This is a genomic window from Hydrogenophaga sp., assembly GCF_050182545.1.
Classification (GTDB): Bacteria; Pseudomonadota; Gammaproteobacteria; order Burkholderiales; family Burkholderiaceae_C; genus Hydrogenophaga.
Genome location: NZ_JBFXCD010000003.1, coordinates 75,920 through 92,746, shown reverse-complemented (window position 1 = coordinate 92,746; position 16,827 = coordinate 75,920). Strand labels below are relative to the sequence as shown.

The window sequence follows — 16,827 nt, the reverse complement described above, 5'->3', positions numbered from 1 at the left end:
GGGGGTGCTTACTGCTTCGGAATCCCGGCGCGCTCGATCACGCCGCTCCAGCGCTTGATGTCGGACGCCAGCAGCGCGGCGGTCTGTTCGGGCGTGCTCGAGCGCGCGTCGATGTTCAGGTTGCGCAGCTTCTCGCGCACGCCGCCGTCGGCCAGCGCGGTGGCGATTTCGCGCTGCAGGCGGTCCACCGCAGGGCGCGGCGTCTTCGACGGCACGGCCAGGGCGTTCCACGACGATGCGATGAAATCCTTCACGCCCGATTCGACGGCGGTCGGCACGTCGGGCAGCACGATGGAGCGCTTCTCGCCGGTGACGGCCAGCGCGCGCAAGGCGCCGGCCTTGATGTGCGTGAGCATGGGCGAGAGGATCTCGACCGCCACGTCGACCTGCTTGCCGCGGATGGCGCCCACCAGCGCGGGCGTTCCATTGAAGGGCACGACCTGCGCGTCGATGCCGGCCGTGCTCTTGAACAGCTCGGCCGCCAGGTTCTGCGTGCTGCCGATGTTGATGCTGCCCACGTTGAGCTTGCCGGGGTTGGCCTTGGCGAACGCGATCAACTCGGGCAGGGACTTGTGCGGCGAATCGGCGGGCACCACCACCACGATGTCGAAATAGCCCAGGGTGGACACCGGGGTGAAATCCTTGACGGTGTCGAACGGCAGGCTCTTGAACAGGCCGGCGGTGACGGCCGTGCCGTTGGACATCAGGAACATGGTGTGGCCATCGGGTTCGGAGCGCACCACCGAGTCGGCCGCCACCACGCCACCGGCACCGGGGCGGTTCTCCACCACCACCGCCTGGCCGAGCTGGCTGGAGAGCTTGTCAGCCACGATGCGCGCGGTGAGGTCACCGACGCCACCCGGGCCGAACGGCACCACGATGCGCAGACCCTTGGATGGGAACGTCGAAGTCTGTGCATGGGCCGGCACGGCGGCCAGCGCGGCCAGGGACAGGGCCACGCCCAGCAAAGCGCGGCGCGGGGTCAGGATGGGCTTGTTCATGGGTCTCCTCGGGATGGGTCGGAAGCAATCAGGGAGCGCAGACTGTAGTCCCATGCAAAAGGGCCCGCAATGCCTTGCAGGCCCTTTCAGTTATAGCGGCATGAGATAGCTGAGCCGGTCAGATTCTCAAAAGGAACAGTGTGATGGCCGGGAACGCCACCAGGATGGCGGTGCGGATCATGTCGCTGGCCACAAAGGGCAGCACCGCACGGTAGGTGTGCATGATCGGAATGTCCTTGGCCATGGAGTTGATGACGAACAGGTTCATGCCCACCGGCGGCGTGATGAGTCCGACCTCCACCACGATCAGCACCAGGATGCCGAACCAGATCGCGAACTCCTCGGGCGAGAGGCCGAAGTCCAGCACGGTCACGATGGGGAAGAACACGGGAATGGTCAGCAAGATCATGGACAGCGAGTCCATGAAACAACCCAGGACCACGTAGATCACCAGGATGCCCACCAGCACCAGCCAGGGGTTCAGGCCTGAGCCCGCCACCAGCTGCGCCGTCTCCTGTGGCAGCTGCGACAAGGCCAGGAAGGTGTTGTAGAGCCCGGCGCCGAGCACGATCATGAAGATCATGCCGGTGGCCATGGCCGTGCCCAGCACCGCACCCAGCAGCGTCTTGCGGTTGAGCCCTCCGGCGAACCAGGCCGCCAGACCGGTGCCAAAGGCGCCGATGGCCGCACCCTCGGTCGGCGTGAACAGACCGGTGTAAATGCCCCCCACCACGGTCACGAAGATCACCAGCACCGGCCACACCTTGGCGGTGGCGCTCCAGCGCTCCTTCATCGGCATGGGCGGCATGGAGCCCACTTCATGCGGCTTGAGGCGCGCGTAGATCGCGATCACGATCATGTAGCCCACGGCCGCGAGGATGCCCGGCACGAAGGCGGCGAGGAACAGCTTGGCAATGTTCTGTTCGGTCAGGATGGCGTAGATCACCAGCACCACGGAAGGCGGGATCAGGATGCCCAGCGTGCCGCCCGCGGCGAGCGCCGCGGTGGAGATGCCGCCGGCGTAGCCCGCTCGCTTGAGTTCGGGCAGGGCCACCTGGCCCATGGTGGCGGCGGTCGCCAGCGAGGAGCCGCAGATCGCGCCGAAACCGGCGCAGGCACCCACCGCCGCCATCGCCACACCGCCCTTGCGGTGCCCGATCCAGGCCTCGGCCGCCTTGAACAGCGCCTGCGAGAGTCCACCGAGCGCGGCGAACTGTCCCATCAGCAGGAACAGCGGAATGACCGAGAGGTTGTAGTTCGAGAAGGTGCTGTAGGTCACCTGCTTGAGCTGGTTGAGGATGGGGTCGGCGCTGCCATAGATCACCCAGGCGCCGCCCAGGCCGCACAGCAGCATGGCCAGCCCGATGGGGATGCGGATGAAGATCAGCAGCAGCAGGACCGGGAACGACCAGGCCGCGAGTTCGATACCTGACATCAATGTCCCCCAGTCGATTCAACGGTCCAGCCCGCGGGCTCCCTGGCCAGCCCGAGCTGGGCGGCCGTCTTGGCGATGTAGCTCAGGCAGCCGATCACGGCACCCACCATGCACAGGGCATAGGCCCACCAGATCGGCATCTGCAGGATGAAGGTGGTCTCCAGGTACTGGCGCTTCTCCAGCATGCCTTCCCAGAGCTTCCAGGTCAGCACCAGCCACACCGCGAGCATCAGCAGGTCGCTGACGATCACGACCGCCCTTTGCGCCCACGCCGGCAGGTGCATGTAAAGCAGGTCCACCGTGGCGTGGCCACCGCGCAGGTAGCACCAGGGCAGGAAGAAGAACACCGCGATGGCGGTACCGACCTCGACCAGTTCGAAATCGCCGGGCACCGGGCCGAGTCCCACGCCGATGAGCGCGCGTCCGGTCACGCTCACCACGATCATGAGGGTCAGCGCACACAGGGTGATGCCGCCCAGGATGGCCGACCATTTGGCCAACCGGTAGATGAATCCAATCATTCAGCGCTCTTTCATCGTCGAGAAGTGTCTGCCTGCCCCTGGGGGGCGATTGTCCGCCATCAGATGCGCCTGCTCGCCTAGCCTCAGGAACGAAAGCCGAGCAATATAGCGCATCATTTCTTATACGTAAATGACTTTACCCATGTTGAATATCGAACATCCTGCACCGAACAGCACTCCCTAAAAAAAACCGCCCCGGAGGGCGGCCTTGCGAGCGCGCAAGGAATCACTTGCTGTACTTCGCGATCAGGGCACGGGCCTCCGACGCCAGCTTGGCGCCATCGATGTTCTTGCCCTTCATTTCGTTGACCCAGTCGGTCTCCACCGTGGCGGCGGTGCGGCGCCAGCGCTGCGTCTCGGCCGCGTCGAGCGCGATGATGTTGTTGCCCGCCTTCTCGGCAATGGCCCGGCCGGCCTTGTCCCCCTCGTCCATCGCGCGGCCGAACAGGGCCGCGGTCTCGATGCCCGAGTTGGCGTCGATCACCTTCTTCAGGTCCGCCGGCAGCTTCTCGTAGGAGCCCTTGTTCATCGAGAACGCGAAGGTCTGCGTGTACAGGCCCGTCGAACCGGCAAAGGTGGTGTGGTTCTTAACCAGTTCGCTCACCTTGAGCGCGGGCGTCACCTCCCAAGGGATCGTGGTGCCATCGATCACGCCCTTGGACAGGGCTTCGGTCACGGCCGGCACGGGCATGCCCACCGGGGTGGCGCCGAGCTTGACCAGCATGTTGTTGATGATGCGGGAACCACCGCGGATCTTCATGCCACGCAGGCTCTCCAGCCCGGTCACCGGCGTCTTGGTGTGGAACAGGCCGGGGCCGTGGGTGTGCACCGCGAGCAGCTTGACGTCCTTGAACTCGTCGGCGGCGTTCTTCTCCACGTACTCCTGGAACGCGCGGGAAGACGCCTCGGCCGAGCCGCTCATGAAAGGCAGCTCGAACACCTCGGCCTTGTTGAAGCGGCCCGGGGTGTAACCCAGCACCGTCCAGGTGATGTCGACCACGCCGTCACGGGCCTGGTCGAACAGCTGCGGCGGTGCGCCACCGAGTTGCATGGCGTGGAACAGCTGCACCTTGATCTTCCCGCCCGACTCGGCTTCCACCTTCTGCGCCCAGGGCACGATGGCCCGCGCGGGGATGGTGGCCTGTGGCGGCAGCATCTGGTGCAGGCGCAGGGTGACCTGCTGGGCCATGGCCTGCCCGGCCACCGTGGCAGCCGCCACGGCGCCCAGGGCCAGCAAGGCGGTGCGGCGTTTGAAGATAGTCATGGTTGTCTCCGTTCCGTTGTGATGCACCGGGCCGGGAGCGTGTGGGCGCACTCCGGTCCGGCAGGGCTTGAACTCGATGAAACCCACACTGTGCATGTCCACCGGCCTCTCAGCCAGCCAAATAACCCACTTTCAGTTATGCCGTTATATTATGAAACTGTCTCGGGGCGCCAGGCCGTGTCCAGCGTGATGTGGCCCACCACACGGGACACGCAGGCGCAGATGCGGCGGTTCTCCCGCTTTTCGTGCGCACTCAGGAACACGTCGCGGTGGTCGATCTCGCCGTCCAGCGCCAGCACATCCATGGCGCACAGGCCACATTCGCCCCGGCGGCAATCGCTCATCACCTCGATGCCCGCGTCTTCGAGCGCATCGATCAGCGCCTGGTCCGGGCGCACCTCCAGCCGGGCTTTGTGGCGCGGCACCTCCACCCGGAATCCGGCGCTGGGCAGACGCCCGCCGCTGCCGAAGGTTTCAAAACGCAGGCTGGGCATTGGCCGCCCGGCGGCCGCCCACAGGCCGCGCAGCGCGTCCAGCAGGCCGGCCGGCCCGCACACATACGCCTGCGCGCTGGGCGGCAACGCGGCGACCTCGCCCGCCAGGTCCAGGCGCTCGCCGCGCTCCGAGACGCGGGCCACCAGGTCGTCGCCCAGCAGCGCGCGCAGCGACTCGCCATACGCCAGCTCGGCCTCGCTGCGCGCGGCATAAAGCAGGCGCACCGGCTGGCCGCGGCGCACCAGCGCCTGCGCCATGGACACCATGGGCGTGATGCCGATGCCCCCGGCCACCAGCAGCGTGGCCGGCGCCAGCAGCCCGAGCGGAAAGTGGTTCTGCGGTGCGCCGATCTCGATGGCGTCGCCCACGGCCAGTTGCCACATGGCGCGCGAGCCGCCGTGGCCGTCGTCCAGCCGCTTGACCGCGATGCGGTAGCCCGGCACCTCGCCCGGCAGGCCCACCAGCGAGTAGGAGCGCGTCTGCGGCCGCCCGCCCAGGATCACCTGCACCAGCAGGTGGGCGCCGGGCGCCCAGCGCTCGGCTGCGCCTTCGATCGGCGCGATGACGAATTCACGCACGGTGGGGGTGAGGTCGCGCAGGGCGTGGATGCGCGCGGATTGCCAGTTCGAATTGCTCTTCATGTCGGTCTCAACGGCGTCGAATCAGTTTGATGGCGGGCATGCTCGATGGCGCGTGCACCGTGGCATGGCCCGAGAGCACCTCGCGCAGGTTGCGCTGTGCCAGGCGCGAGTGCTCGCGCATGATGGCCTCGGCGCGCGAGCCTTCGCGCTGCTCGATGGCCTCGAGCACCTGGCGGTGCTGGTCCTGCGCCACCACTAGCATGTCGCGCGCGCGCTGGGAATGCGCCTGCATCACGACAAAGCCCGAGGGCGAGGCAAACGGCAGGCTCAGCACCTTCTCCAGCTGGCGCAGGATGGTCGGGCTGTCGGCCATCTCCCAGACCAGCGCGTGGAATTCGCTGTTGAGCGCGACGTAGTCGGAGAAGCCGTCGTCGTTGAGCGCGGGCGCGGCCAGCACTTCGTCGATGCGGTTGAGGCAGCGGCGCGCCTCGCCCAGCACCACGCCGGGCGCGCCGCGCTCGGCCGCCAGGCGCGCGAGCAGGCCTTCGAGCGTGCCGCGCAGTTCGATCGCGTCGGCGATGTCGCGCTCGGAGAAGGTCTGCACCACGTAACCGCCATTGGGCAGGGCTTCGAGCAGGCCTTCCTGCTCCAGCCGCATCAGCGCGGCGCGGATCGGCGTGCGCGAGACACCCAGGCGTTCGACGATGGCCAGTTCGGCGATGCGCGAGCCGCCTGGCAATTCGCCCGAGAGGATGAGTTCGCGCAGTTGCAGCAGCGCGCGCACCTGGGCACTTTCGGCGCCGGCTTCTGGGCGCGTGGCTTCCAGCGCACTGGACGTGACGGCGGCCATGTTCAGCCCGCCCGCCGGATCGGGATCACGGTCGGTCCCGCGCCCGGCGCGTCGCTGCGCTCGGCGTCCACCATGCGATCGATCAGGCGGCGCGCCCACATGGCGCCGGCATCGATGTTGAGGTTGTAGAACTTGTGGTCCGGGTGCTCCTCAATCGCCTTCTGCTGCGCCTCGAGCACGAACTCGTCCTCGCGGAAGATGGTGGCCACGCCCTCGCGAAGCTGGTGCGTGAGGCGCTGCTCGTCCAGGCAGTAGTTGCGCGCGAAGGCCCAGAAGTACAAGCAGGTGTTGCCGGTCTCTGGCGTGATGGTGTTGAGCACGTAGCCGTTGACGCCCTGGCCGCGGTCGCCGGGGTCGTCGCCACGCGGCACCGCTCCGCTGCCCGCGGGCGCCACGCCCACGTCGATGGTCACCGTGCACGGCGCCTCGAAGCGGATGATCTGCCAGCGGTCCACCGGGCCGGTGTAGCCCCGCGCGTGCTGGATCTGCCCGGCCCAGAACGGCGGCGCCTCGATGTTCTCCATCCAGCGCGTGACGGTGGCGGTGCGCTCGCCGTGCGTGGCCACGAACGGGGCCTCGGCCACGGCACGGTTGCCGATGCTGCTGCCATGCACGAAGGTCTCGTGCGTGAGGTCCATGAGGTTGTCCACCACCAGGCGGTAGTCGCACTGCACGCGGATCATCTTGCCGTCGCCGGCCCATGCGGGGTCATGGTTCCAGTGCAGGTCGGGCACCAGCGCCGGATCGGCCAGCGCCGGATCGCCCGGCCAGATCCAGAGGAAGCGGTGCCTCTCGACCACCGGAAACGCGCGCACGCAGGCCGAGGGGTTGAGCGTCTCCTGGCTCGGCATGTGGGTGCAGCGGCCTTCGGCGTTGAACACCAGCCCGTGGTAGCCGCAGACGAGTTCGTCGCCTTCGAGCCGCCCCATGGACAGCGGCAGCAGGCGGTGCCAGCAGGCGTCTTCCAGCGCCACCGCCGTACCGTCGGTCTGGCGGTACAGCACCAGCTTCTGGTTGCAGATCGTGCGCGCGAGCAGGCTGCGGCCCACCTCCACGTCGTAGGCGGCGGCGTACCAGGCGTTGAGCGGGAAATGGAAGGGCGTCGTGTTCATGGATACGCAATGTATACAGAAACATGGCTTTTTCAAGCGAATTCGACCAAATATTGGGGTTTTCCATAGGTTCATGTATTCATGAAAGGCTGGCAAAGTGCGCACTCCCGCTCTTTTCAGACCATCCACCACAGGACTTTCCATGAGCTTGCGCGCCCATCCCCCATTTCGTGCCGACCACGTCGGCAGCTTTCTGCGACCGGCCTACCTGCTCGAAGCGCGCGACCAGTTCTTCAACCAGAAGAGCATCAGTGCCGAACAGCTGCGCAAGGTGGAAGACCGCGCCATCACCGAGATCGTGAAGTTCCAGGCCGACGTGGGCCTGCAATCCATCACCGACGGCGAGTTCCGCCGCACCTATTTCCACATCGACTTCCTGGAACAGCTCGGTGGCGTCAAGACCGACATCCCGGTCACCATCCGCAAGCCCGACGGCACCGAAGAACTCGCGCCGCCCGTGATCCGCGTGATCGACAAGGTGCGCCACGCGAAGAACATCCAGCTCGCCGACTTCCAGTACCTCAAGGCGCAGGTGGAAGCGCTGGGCAAGCCCGGCCTCACGCCCAAGGTGACCATTCCCTCGCCCACCATGCTGCATTTCCGCGGCGGGCGCGCCGGCATCAGCAAAGAGGCCTACCCCGAGCTCGACCCGGTGTTCTACGACGACGTGGCCAAGGCCTATGGCGACGAACTGCAGAGCCTGGCCGACGCGGGCTGCACCTACGTGCAGATGGACGACACCAACATGGCCTACCTGTGCGACGAGCGCATGCGCGAAGCGGCGCGCCAGCGTGGCGACGACCCCAACGAACTGCCGCACCGCTACGCCAACTTCATCAACAAGGTGGTGGCGCACAAGCCCGCCGGCATGACGCTGGCCATGCACCTGTGCCGCGGCAACTTCAAGAGCACGCACGCGGCGGCCGGCAACTACGAACCGGTGGCCGAGGCGCTGCTGGCCGAGATGAAGCTCGACGCCTTCTTCCTCGAATACGACGACGACCGCTCGGGCGACTTCCGGCCCTTGCGCTACCTGTCGAAAGACAAGGTCGTGGTGCTGGGCCTGGTGACGACCAAGTTCGGCCAGCTCGAGAGCAAGGACGCGCTCAAGCGCCGCATCGAGGAAGCCGCGAAGTACGCGCCGCTCGACCAGATGTGCCTGTCGCCGCAGTGCGGCTTCTCCTCCACGGTGCACGGCAACAACATCGCGGTGGAAGACCAGCGCCGCAAGCTCGCGCTGGTGGTGGAGACGGCGCGGGAAGTCTGGGGGTGAAGCCGCTCCACTTCCACTTCGACTTCATCTCGCCCTACGGCTACTTCGCCTCCCTGCGCGTCGAAGACCTCGCCGCGCGCCACGGAAGGACGGTGGCCTGGCACCCCATGCTGCTCGGCGTGGCGGTGCTCAAGGTGATGGGACTCAAGCCGCTGATGGACACGCCGCTCAAGGGCGACTATGTGGAACGCGACGTGCTGCGCCATGCGCGCGAGCACGGCGTGCCCATGAAGCGCCAGCCGCGCGACGCGGTGATGCACCCGCTGGCCTGCGGCCGCGCGCTGGCCTGGGTCAACCGGCATTGCCCCGACCGCGCCGCTGCCGTGACGCACGCGCTCTACGGCGCCTGCTGGGGCGAGGGACAGGACCTGTCCACGCCGGCCTCGCTCGAACCCGTGGTGGGCGCCGAGGTTGCGCAGGCCGCCGCCAGTGAAGAAGCCGCGCTGCTGCTGCGAGCGGAAATCGACGCCTCCATCGCCGCGGGCATCTTCGGCTCGCCCACGCTGGTCATCGACGGCGAGCCGTTCTGGGGCGTGGACAAACTGGAGCAGGCCGAACGCTGGCTGGCGCGCGGCGGCTGGTAAGCCGCGCCCCGTCTCAGCCGAAGCGCACCTCGGTCGGCACGGCAATGGCCGCCAGCGCCGCCTTCAGTTGATCGGCCAGCGCTTCATCGGCCTCGCCCCCAAACCGCACGGTGGCGCGCTGGCGCCCGCCGTCGTCGACCGCGCTGACCCGCACCGGGCGCCCGGGCGCGAGCTCGCGCGCCAGATCGGTGAGCCTGAGCTCGATCGCGCGCAGCCGCAGTGCCGGCTTGAACACCTTGCCGATGGCCGTGAGCGGCAGCGCGTCGACGACGACCACGCGTCTGGGCACGGCGGGCCGCTCGTAGACCTGCGGCGCCACCGCGCGCAGCAAGGCATCGCCATCGATGGCTTCACCGCTGCGCAGCACCACGAAGGCGGCCGGCACTTCACCGGCGTAGGCATCGGGCTCGGCCACCACCGCGCACTGGGCCACCGCCGGGTGCGCCAGGAACGCGTCCTCGACCAGGCCCGGATCGATGTTGTGCGAACCACGGATGATCACGTCCTTGGCGCGGCCTGTGAGGTGCACGCGGCCTTCGGCGTCGAGGTGGCCGAGGTCGCCCGAGACGATCCAGCCCTGCTCGAACATGCCGGCGTTGCGCGTCGCGTCCAGGTAGCCCGGGCTCATGTGCGGGCCGCGCAGCACCACCACGCCGGTCTCTCCGGGCGCGCAGCGTTCGTCCAGCTTCGCTTCGCCATCGCGCCAGGGCACGGCATGCGCCTCGGTGAACGGCAGGCGCCAGCCGGCCGAGCCCGGCACGCGCGGCGCGTGCAGCGGCTCGATGCTCACCAGGCCGGCGCATTCGGTCATGCCCAGGATGTTGCGCACGGGGATGCCGGTGACGGCCTCGAAGCGCTGCGCCAGCTCGGCCGGCAGCGGCGAACCACCCGTGTAGGCGGCGCGGATGCGCGAGATGTCGGCGTCCACCGGCACGCCCAGCAGGCTGGCCAGCACGGTGGGCACGCAGGCGAGGTGGGTCACGCCTTCGCGCTCGCAGAAGCGCCAGTAGCGCTGCACGAAGCCGGTGTTGCGCATGCCGCCGAGCGTGGGCAGCACCTGGCGCGCACCGATGGCCAGCAAGGCCAGGCCATAGACGAAGGCACCCGCCACGTGAAAGAGGGGAAAACCATTCACCTCGACGCTGTGTTCGTCGCAGCCATAGTAGGCGTGCGCGAACCAGGCCGTGTGCGCCTCGTTGCCCGCGGTGTGCTGCGCCAGCTTGGGCGCGCCGGTGGTGCCGCCGGTGTGGAACAGCGCCACGACGCGGTCGGGGTTCAGGTCGGGCTCGAAGCCGAGCGTGTCGGGCTGCGCGGCCATCAGCTCCTGCAGCGAGGCCAGGCCGGGCACGGCTTCATCCACCGTGATCGGCACCAGCGCGCATGCGTGGTGCTGCTGCACCTTCAGCGCGGTGGGCCACACCGCCAGTTCGGCGTTCGGGCCGAGCGCGACCAGCAGCTTCGCGTTGGCCGCCTGCATCAGCGCGGCAATGTGGTCGGGTTGCAGCAGCACGTTGATCGGGCACACGCGCCCCGCGAGCTGGGCGCCCCACAGCACCGCATGGGCTTCGGGCGTGTTGGGCGCGAGCAGCGCCACGCTGTCGTCCGGGCCGATGCCGAGCGCGCGAAAGGCGTTGGCGGCGCGGTGGATGCCGGCCAGCAGTTCGCGGTAGCTCATGCGCCGCGGCGTGCTGGCCAGGTCCGCGTCGCGCAGGAAGGTGAAGGCCTCGCGATCGCCGAAGCGCTCGGCGGCGGTGCGGATCAGGCCATAGGGCGTGCGCTGCGGCGCCACCTCGGCCAGGGGGCGCCGCTCCAGCGCCTCGATGTCGGCCAGCGAGGCGAACGCCTTCATGCGAGACCCAGCAGGCGAACGGCATTGCCCTTGAGGATGCCGGGCATCACCTCGGGCTTGAAGCCGGCGACCTCGAAGTCCTTCATCCAGCGCTCGGGCGTGATCAGCGGGTAGTCGCTGCCGAAGAGGATGCGGTCCTTGAGCAACGTGTTGGCGTACTGCACCAGCTGTTTGGGAAAGTACTTCGGGCTCCAGCCGCTGAGGTCGATCCACACGTTGGGTTTGTGCGTGGCCACGCTCAACGCCTCGTCCTGCCAGGGGAAGCTCGGGTGCGCCATGACGATCTGCATGTCCGGGAAACTGATGGCCACGTCGTCCAGGTGCATCGGGTTGCTGTACTCCAGCCGCAGGCCACCGCCGCAGCGCATGCCCGAGCCGATGCCGCTGTGGCCGGTGTGGAAGATCGTCGGCAGCTTGTGCGCGTTGATCACCTCGTAGATCGGCCAGGCCATCTTGTCGTAGGGGTGGTAGCCCTGCACCGTGGGGTGGAACTTGAAACCCTTGACGCCCTCTTCCGCGATCAGCCGCTCGGCCTCGCGCGCGCCCATCTTGCCCTTGTGCGGATCGATGCTGGCGAAGGCGATCATCATGTCGCTGTTCTCGCGCGCGGCCTGGGCGATTTCCTCGTTCGGGATGCGGCGGCGGCCCAGTTGCGACTCGCTGTCCACGGTGAACATCACCAGGCCGATCTTGCGCTCGCGGTAGTAGGCGATGGTCTCCGCAATCGTGGGCCGGCGGTTGCTGCCGAAGTACTTGTCGGCCGCGCGGTCGTACTCCTCGCCGTAGTTGTCAAAGGGGTTGCGGCAGCTCACCTCGGCGTGGGTGTGGATGTCGATGGCGATGAGGTTCTGGTGGTCCATGTCTGTCTCCGGATGGGGCGGGGGTTGTGCAGAGCACCCTAGGGTAAACACGTAGCCGGCTGCCGGCCGGCGCGCTTGTTTTGGTTATTGTTTATAACAATAATGGCGGTATCCAACAAGCACGGGAATCCGATCGTCCCGAAGCACAGCCGAGAACCGCCATGCCCATCCATTCCACCGACATCAGCCTGAACCTGCAAGGGGAGTCCTCCGAAGTCGCCGTGATCACGCTGAACCGGCCCGCCAAGCGCAACGCGCTCAACGACGGCCTCATCCTCGCCCTGCGCGACATCTTCCAGGGCATGCCGCATGGCGTTCGCGCCGCCGTGATCCACGGTTCGGGCGACCATTTCTGCGCCGGCCTGGACCTGTCCGAGCTGAGCGAGCGCGACGCCGGCGAAGGCCTGCACCACTCGCGTATGTGGCACGCCGCGCTCGAATGCGTGCAGTCCGGCCCGGTGCCGGTCATCGCCGCGCTGCACGGCGCGGTGGTGGGTGGCGGGCTGGAACTCGCAAGCGCCTGCCACATCCGCGTGGCCGACGAATCGGCCTTCTTCGCCCTGCCCGAGGGCTCGCGCGGCATCTTCGTCGGCGGTGGCGGCTCGGTGCGCATTCCCAAGCTGATCGGCGCCGCGCGCATGACCGACATGATGCTCACCGGTCGTGTCTACAAGGCCGATGAAGGCGAGCGCATCGGACTGACCCAGTACCTCGTGCCGCAGGGCACCGCCTTCGAAAAGGCCATGGAGCTGGCCACGCGCATCGCGGGCAATGCCCCGCTGACCAACTACGCGCTGATGCACGCGCTGCCGCGCATCGCCGAACAACCGGCCGACCACGGCTTCTTCACCGAGGCACTCATGGCCGCGATCGTGCAGAACGCGCCCGAAGCCAAGGAGCGCGTGCGCGCCTTCCTCGAAGGCCGCGCGGACAAGGTCAAACGCGATTGAACGTTGCTCCCCCCGCGCCGCCTTCGGCGTCCACCCCCAGGGGGCGATGCCTGCGGCCTGGCAAAGCCAGTTCCGCGGCATCTCCGGATGAAGACACGCGCGCCGATGAGAGCCGTTTTCGAACCGATCACGACAACACGGACAGAGACAACATGACAGCAGCCAAATACCGCCTCCTGACATTCGGCGTCACCCGTGCCCATCTGCGCGACGGCGCGCCCGGTGTGCACTACCTGCGCGCCGCGCAGGACCTGCCCGCCTTCCCGCAGCGCATGACCGACCGCCTGGTGCACTGGGCGAAGACCCGCCCCGACCAGACGCTGTTCGCCCGCCGCGTGAAGAACGCGGACGGCAGCACCGGCGAGTGGCGGCACATCACGTTCGCGCAGGCGCTCGATGCCGCGCGGCGCATTGGCCAGGGCCTGTTGAACCGCGGCCTCTCGGCCGAGCGCCCGGTGCTGATCCTGAGCGAGAACGACCTCGAACATGCGCTGCTGGCGCTGGGTTGCGTGTATGCCGGCGTCGCCTACTGCCCGACCTCGCCGCCCTACTCGCTGGTCAGCCAGGACTTCGACAAGCTGCACCACGTGGTCAAGACGCTCACACCCGGCCTGGTGTTCGCCAGCGACGCGAACCGCTACGCCCGCGCGATGCTGGCCACCGTGGCCGAGGACGTGGAACTGGTCGCCACCGAGGGCACGGTGCCCGGGCGCGCCACCACCTCGTTCGCGGCGCTGCTGGCCACCGAACCCACACCGGCGGTCGATGCCGCGATGGCCGCCACCGGGCCGGACACCATCGTCAAGTTCCTGTTCACCTCGGGCTCGACCAAGATGCCCAAGGCCGTGATCAACACGCAGCGCATGTGGTGCGCCAACCAGCAGCAGATGAGCGAGTCCATGCCGGTGCTGGCAGAGACCCCGCTGGTGCTGGTCGACTGGCTGCCCTGGAACCACACCTTCGGCGGCAACCACAACTTCGGCATGGTGCTGTTCCATGGCGGCACGCTCTACATCGACGACGGCAAGCCCACGCCCGCGCTCATGGGCGAGACGCTGCGCAACCTGCGCGAGATTGCGCCCACGGTGTACTTCAACGTGCCCACCGGCTTCGAAGCCATTGCCAACGCGATGAAGACCGACGCCGCGCTGCGCAAGACCCTGCTCTCGCGCGTGCGGATGTTCTTCTACGCCGGCGCCGCGCTGGCGCAACCCGTGTGGGACGCCCTGCACGCCGCGCAGGAGGCCGAGATCGGCGAGCGCATCGTGATGGGCACCGGCCTGGGCATGACCGAGTCCAGCCCCTTCGGCATCTTCGTGACCAGCCCGAACGTGAAGGCCGGCGACCTGGGCCTGCCCACGCCGGGGCTGGAGCTCAAGCTGGTGGACATCGACGGCAAGACCGAGGTGCGCTACAAGGGCCCGAATATCACGCCGGGCTACTGGCGCATGCCGGCCGAGACGGCCGACTCGTTCGACGAGGAAGGCTTCTTCAAGACCGGCGATGCGGTGAAGTGGATCGACGAGACCGACATCCACCAGGGCCTGAAGTTCGATGGCCGCATCGCCGAGGACTTCAAGCTCGCCACCGGCACCTTCGTGAGCGTCGGGCCGTTGCGCGCCAAGGTCATCGCCGCCGGCGCGCCCTACATCCAGGACGTGGTGCTCACCGGCCTGAACATGAAGGAAGTCGGCGCCATGGTGTTCCCCACGCCGGCGGTGCGCGCGCTCAGCGGCCTGGGCGCCGACGCGCCCATGCACGAGGTGCTGAATGCCGCGCCGGTGCTCGCGCACTTCCAGGGCGTGGTCAACGAGCTGGCCAAAGCCGCCACCGGCAGCGCCAGCCGCATCGCGCGCCTGTGCCTGCTGGCCGACCCGCCCACCATCGACCGCGGCGAGATCACCGACAAGGGCTCGATCAACCAGCGCGCCGTGCTCACGCACCGCGCCGAGACCGTGGCGCAGCTGCACGACGGCACGCTGCACGCGATTCTGAAACCCCAGTAGAGACACGACCACATGGCTTCCCGCGGATTCTTCAACGCCTTCGACGACGTCTGGCTGCTGGCCGGCGTGCGCACGCCCCTGGTCGACTACTGCGGCGCGCTGGGCCACATCTCGCCCACCGACCTGGGCATCAAGGCCGCGCGCGAGGCGCTCGCACGCGCCGGCGTGCCCGGCGGGCACATTGGCTCGGTGGTGACGGGCAACATGGCGCCGGGCGACTTCGACCAGTTCTTCCTGCCGCGCCACATCGGCCTGTACGCCGGCGTGCCGGTGGAGGTGCCGGCCATCATGGCGCAGCGCATCTGCGGCACCGGCTTCGAACTGTTCCGCCAGGCCGGCGAGCACATTCAGGGCGGCGCCTGCGATGCCGCGCTGGTCGTGGGCACCGAGAGCATGACGCGCAACCCCATCGCGGCCTTCGACCACCGCACCGGCTTCAAGCTGGGCGCACCTGTGGGCTTCAAGGACTACATGTGGGAAGCCCTGAAGGACCCGGCGCCCGGCATCAACATGATCCAGACCGCCGAGAACCTGGCGAAAAAGTACGGCATCACGCGCGAAGAGGTGGACAGCTTTGCCTCGGCCTCGTTCGCGAAGGCCGTGGCCGCGCAGGAGAGCGGCTATCTGGCGGGCGAAATCGTGCCGGTGGTGAGCGAGAAGTTCGAACTGGACGGCTACAAGGCGCGCGGCATCCGGCTGCAGGGCAAGCTCACCGAAGTGGCGGTCGACACGCATCCGCGCCTCTCGCCGGTGGAGGTGCTGGCGAAACTCAAGCCCGTGTTTGAAGGCGGCGTGCAGACCGGCGGAAACAGCTCCGCGCTGGTGGACGCGGCCGCGGCCTGCGTGGTGGCGTCGGGCAGCTACGCCAACGCCAACGGCAAACGGCCACTGGCGCGCGTGGTCGCCGCCGCCGCCGTGGGCGTGCCGCCCGAGATCATGGGCATCGGCCCGGCGCCCGCCATTCGCCTGCTGCTCGAACGCGCCGGCCTGTCGATGAACGACATCGCGCGCTTCGAGGTGAACGAGGCGCAGGGCGCGCAGACCCTGGCGGTCGCGCGCGAACTGGGCATGGACCTGGCGAAGCTCAACGTCAACGGCGGCGCCATCGCACTCGGTCACCCGCTGGCGGCCACCGGCGTGCGCCTGACGCTCACGCTCGCGCGCGAGCTGCAGCGCAGCGGCCAGCGCTGGGGCATTTCCAGCGCCTGCGTGGGTGGTGGCCAGGGCATGGCACTGCTCATTGAAAACACGTCCGCCTGAAACAGAACCTAGGAGAACACCATGAACATTCAAGGACACGCCGCCCTCGTCACCGGCGGTGGCTCGGGGCTCGGCGAAGCCACCGCACGCGAACTCGCCCGCCTGGGCGCCAAAGTTGCGGTGCTCGACGTGAACCTGGACAACGCGAAGCGCGTGGCGGCCGACATCGGCGGGGTCGCCTGCCAGTGCGACATCACCGACACCGACAGCCTGCAGAACGCGCTCGACCAGGCCGCCGCCGCGCACGGCCCGGCGCGCATCCTCATGAACATCGCCGGCATCGGCACGGCCAGGCGCGTGGTCGGCAAGGACGGCAATCCCGCGCCGCTGGAAGACTTCGCCAAGGTCATCAACGTCAACCTGATCGGCACCTACAACGCCAGCCGCCTGTTCGCCGCGGCCTGCGCGAAGCTGGAGCCGCTGGAAGACGGCGAGCGCGGCGTGATGATGTTCACCGCCAGCGTGGCGGCCTTCGACGGCCAGGTGGGCCAACAGGCCTACAGCGCGTCCAAGGGCGGCCTGGTCGGCATGACCCTGCCCATGGCGCGCGACCTGGCGCAGCACGGCATCCGCGTCTGCACGGTCGCGCCCGGCCTGTTCAGCACGCCGCTGATGAAACAGCTGCCCGAGCCGGTGCAGGCCTCGCTGGCGGCGAGCATCCCGTTCCCGCCGCGCCTGGGCAAGCCCGAGGAGTTCGCGCAACTGGCCGCGCACATCGTGACCAACACGCACCTCAACGGCGAGGTGATCCGCCTGGACGGCGCCTTGCGCATGGCCCCCCGGTAA

Annotated in this window: 15 protein-coding genes; 6 read left to right on the top strand and 9 right to left on the bottom strand. The window is 68.2% G+C overall.

Annotated elements, in window-relative coordinates; genetic code table 11:
* Positions 1 to 8 precede the first annotated feature (8 nt).
* The 7 genes from AB7P10_RS04275 to AB7P10_RS04245 all read right to left on the bottom strand — a co-directional run bounded on the left by AB7P10_RS04275 (position 9) and on the right by AB7P10_RS04245 (position 7,259).
* On the bottom strand, positions 9 to 1,001 hold the full coding sequence (locus tag AB7P10_RS04275; RefSeq protein WP_428292607.1) for a Bug family tripartite tricarboxylate transporter substrate binding protein: 993 nt from the start codon (positions 999 to 1,001) through the stop codon (positions 9 to 11).
* Between the two features lie 118 nt (positions 1,002 to 1,119).
* Positions 1,120 to 2,436 (bottom strand): TRAP transporter large permease, encoded by a 1,317-nt coding sequence (locus AB7P10_RS04270; RefSeq protein WP_428292606.1) that lies wholly within the window; start codon positions 2,434 to 2,436, stop codon positions 1,120 to 1,122.
* Positions 2,436 to 2,957, bottom strand: a complete 522-nt coding sequence (locus AB7P10_RS04265; protein WP_428292605.1) for a TRAP transporter small permease — start codon at positions 2,955 to 2,957, stop codon at positions 2,436 to 2,438. The genes AB7P10_RS04270 and AB7P10_RS04265 overlap by 1 nt, the downstream gene beginning before the upstream one ends.
* A 226-nt stretch (positions 2,958 to 3,183) precedes the next feature.
* On the bottom strand, positions 3,184 to 4,221 hold the full coding sequence (locus AB7P10_RS04260; protein ID WP_428292604.1) for a TRAP transporter substrate-binding protein: 1,038 nt from the start codon (positions 4,219 to 4,221) through the stop codon (positions 3,184 to 3,186).
* Positions 4,222 to 4,370: 149 nt separating this feature from the next.
* Positions 4,371 to 5,357 (bottom strand): PDR/VanB family oxidoreductase, encoded by a 987-nt coding sequence (locus tag AB7P10_RS04255; protein WP_428292603.1) that lies wholly within the window; start codon positions 5,355 to 5,357, stop codon positions 4,371 to 4,373.
* 7 nt (positions 5,358 to 5,364) lie between these two features.
* The gene (locus AB7P10_RS04250; protein WP_428292602.1) at positions 5,365 to 6,147 is read right to left on the bottom strand and encodes a GntR family transcriptional regulator; all 783 of its coding nucleotides are present in this window, start codon (positions 6,145 to 6,147) and stop codon (positions 5,365 to 5,367) included.
* A 2-nt stretch (positions 6,148 to 6,149) separates the two neighbouring features.
* Complete coding sequence (locus AB7P10_RS04245) at positions 6,150 to 7,259, bottom strand: Rieske 2Fe-2S domain-containing protein (RefSeq protein ID WP_428292601.1); 1,110 nt, start codon at positions 7,257 to 7,259, stop codon at positions 6,150 to 6,152.
* 142 nt (positions 7,260 to 7,401) lie between these two features.
* Between AB7P10_RS04245 and AB7P10_RS04240 the strand changes: the two genes are divergently transcribed.
* Positions 7,402 to 8,532 carry a 5-methyltetrahydropteroyltriglutamate--homocysteine S-methyltransferase gene (locus AB7P10_RS04240; protein WP_428292600.1) on the top strand — a complete coding sequence of 377 codons (1,131 nt, stop codon included), beginning with the start codon at positions 7,402 to 7,404 and terminating at the stop codon, positions 8,530 to 8,532.
* Positions 8,529 to 9,116: a 2-hydroxychromene-2-carboxylate isomerase gene (locus AB7P10_RS04235; RefSeq protein WP_428292599.1), complete on the top strand. Its 588-nt coding sequence runs from the start codon at positions 8,529 to 8,531 to the stop codon at positions 9,114 to 9,116. Before AB7P10_RS04240 ends, AB7P10_RS04235 begins: the two co-directional genes overlap by 4 nt.
* A 13-nt stretch (positions 9,117 to 9,129) precedes the next feature.
* Here AB7P10_RS04235 and AB7P10_RS04230 read toward each other — a convergent pair whose 3' ends face one another.
* Positions 9,130 to 10,965, bottom strand: coding sequence for an AMP-binding protein (locus AB7P10_RS04230; RefSeq protein ID WP_428292598.1), 1,836 nt, complete (start codon positions 10,963 to 10,965; stop codon positions 9,130 to 9,132).
* Complete coding sequence (locus AB7P10_RS04225) at positions 10,962 to 11,825, bottom strand: amidohydrolase family protein (protein WP_428292597.1); 864 nt, start codon at positions 11,823 to 11,825, stop codon at positions 10,962 to 10,964. The genes AB7P10_RS04230 and AB7P10_RS04225 overlap by 4 nt, the downstream gene beginning before the upstream one ends.
* 161 nt (positions 11,826 to 11,986) lie before the next feature.
* Here AB7P10_RS04225 and AB7P10_RS04220 point away from each other — a divergent pair, with 161 nt between their 5' ends.
* The 4 genes from AB7P10_RS04220 (at position 11,987) to AB7P10_RS04205 (ending at position 16,827) form a co-directional block, all read left to right on the top strand.
* Positions 11,987 to 12,775, top strand: a complete 789-nt coding sequence (locus AB7P10_RS04220) for a crotonase/enoyl-CoA hydratase family protein (RefSeq protein WP_428292596.1) — start codon at positions 11,987 to 11,989, stop codon at positions 12,773 to 12,775.
* A 152-nt stretch (positions 12,776 to 12,927) separates the two neighbouring features.
* Entirely contained in the window at positions 12,928 to 14,781 is a 1,854-nt protein-coding gene (locus tag AB7P10_RS04215; RefSeq protein ID WP_428292595.1) for a feruloyl-CoA synthase, read from the top strand.
* 12 nt (positions 14,782 to 14,793) lie between these two features.
* Entirely contained in the window at positions 14,794 to 16,041 is a 1,248-nt protein-coding gene (locus tag AB7P10_RS04210; RefSeq protein ID WP_428292594.1) for a thiolase family protein, read from the top strand.
* A 21-nt stretch (positions 16,042 to 16,062) separates the two neighbouring features.
* A complete protein-coding gene (locus AB7P10_RS04205; RefSeq protein WP_428292593.1) occupies positions 16,063 to 16,827 on the top strand; it encodes an SDR family NAD(P)-dependent oxidoreductase in 765 nt (254 codons plus the stop codon).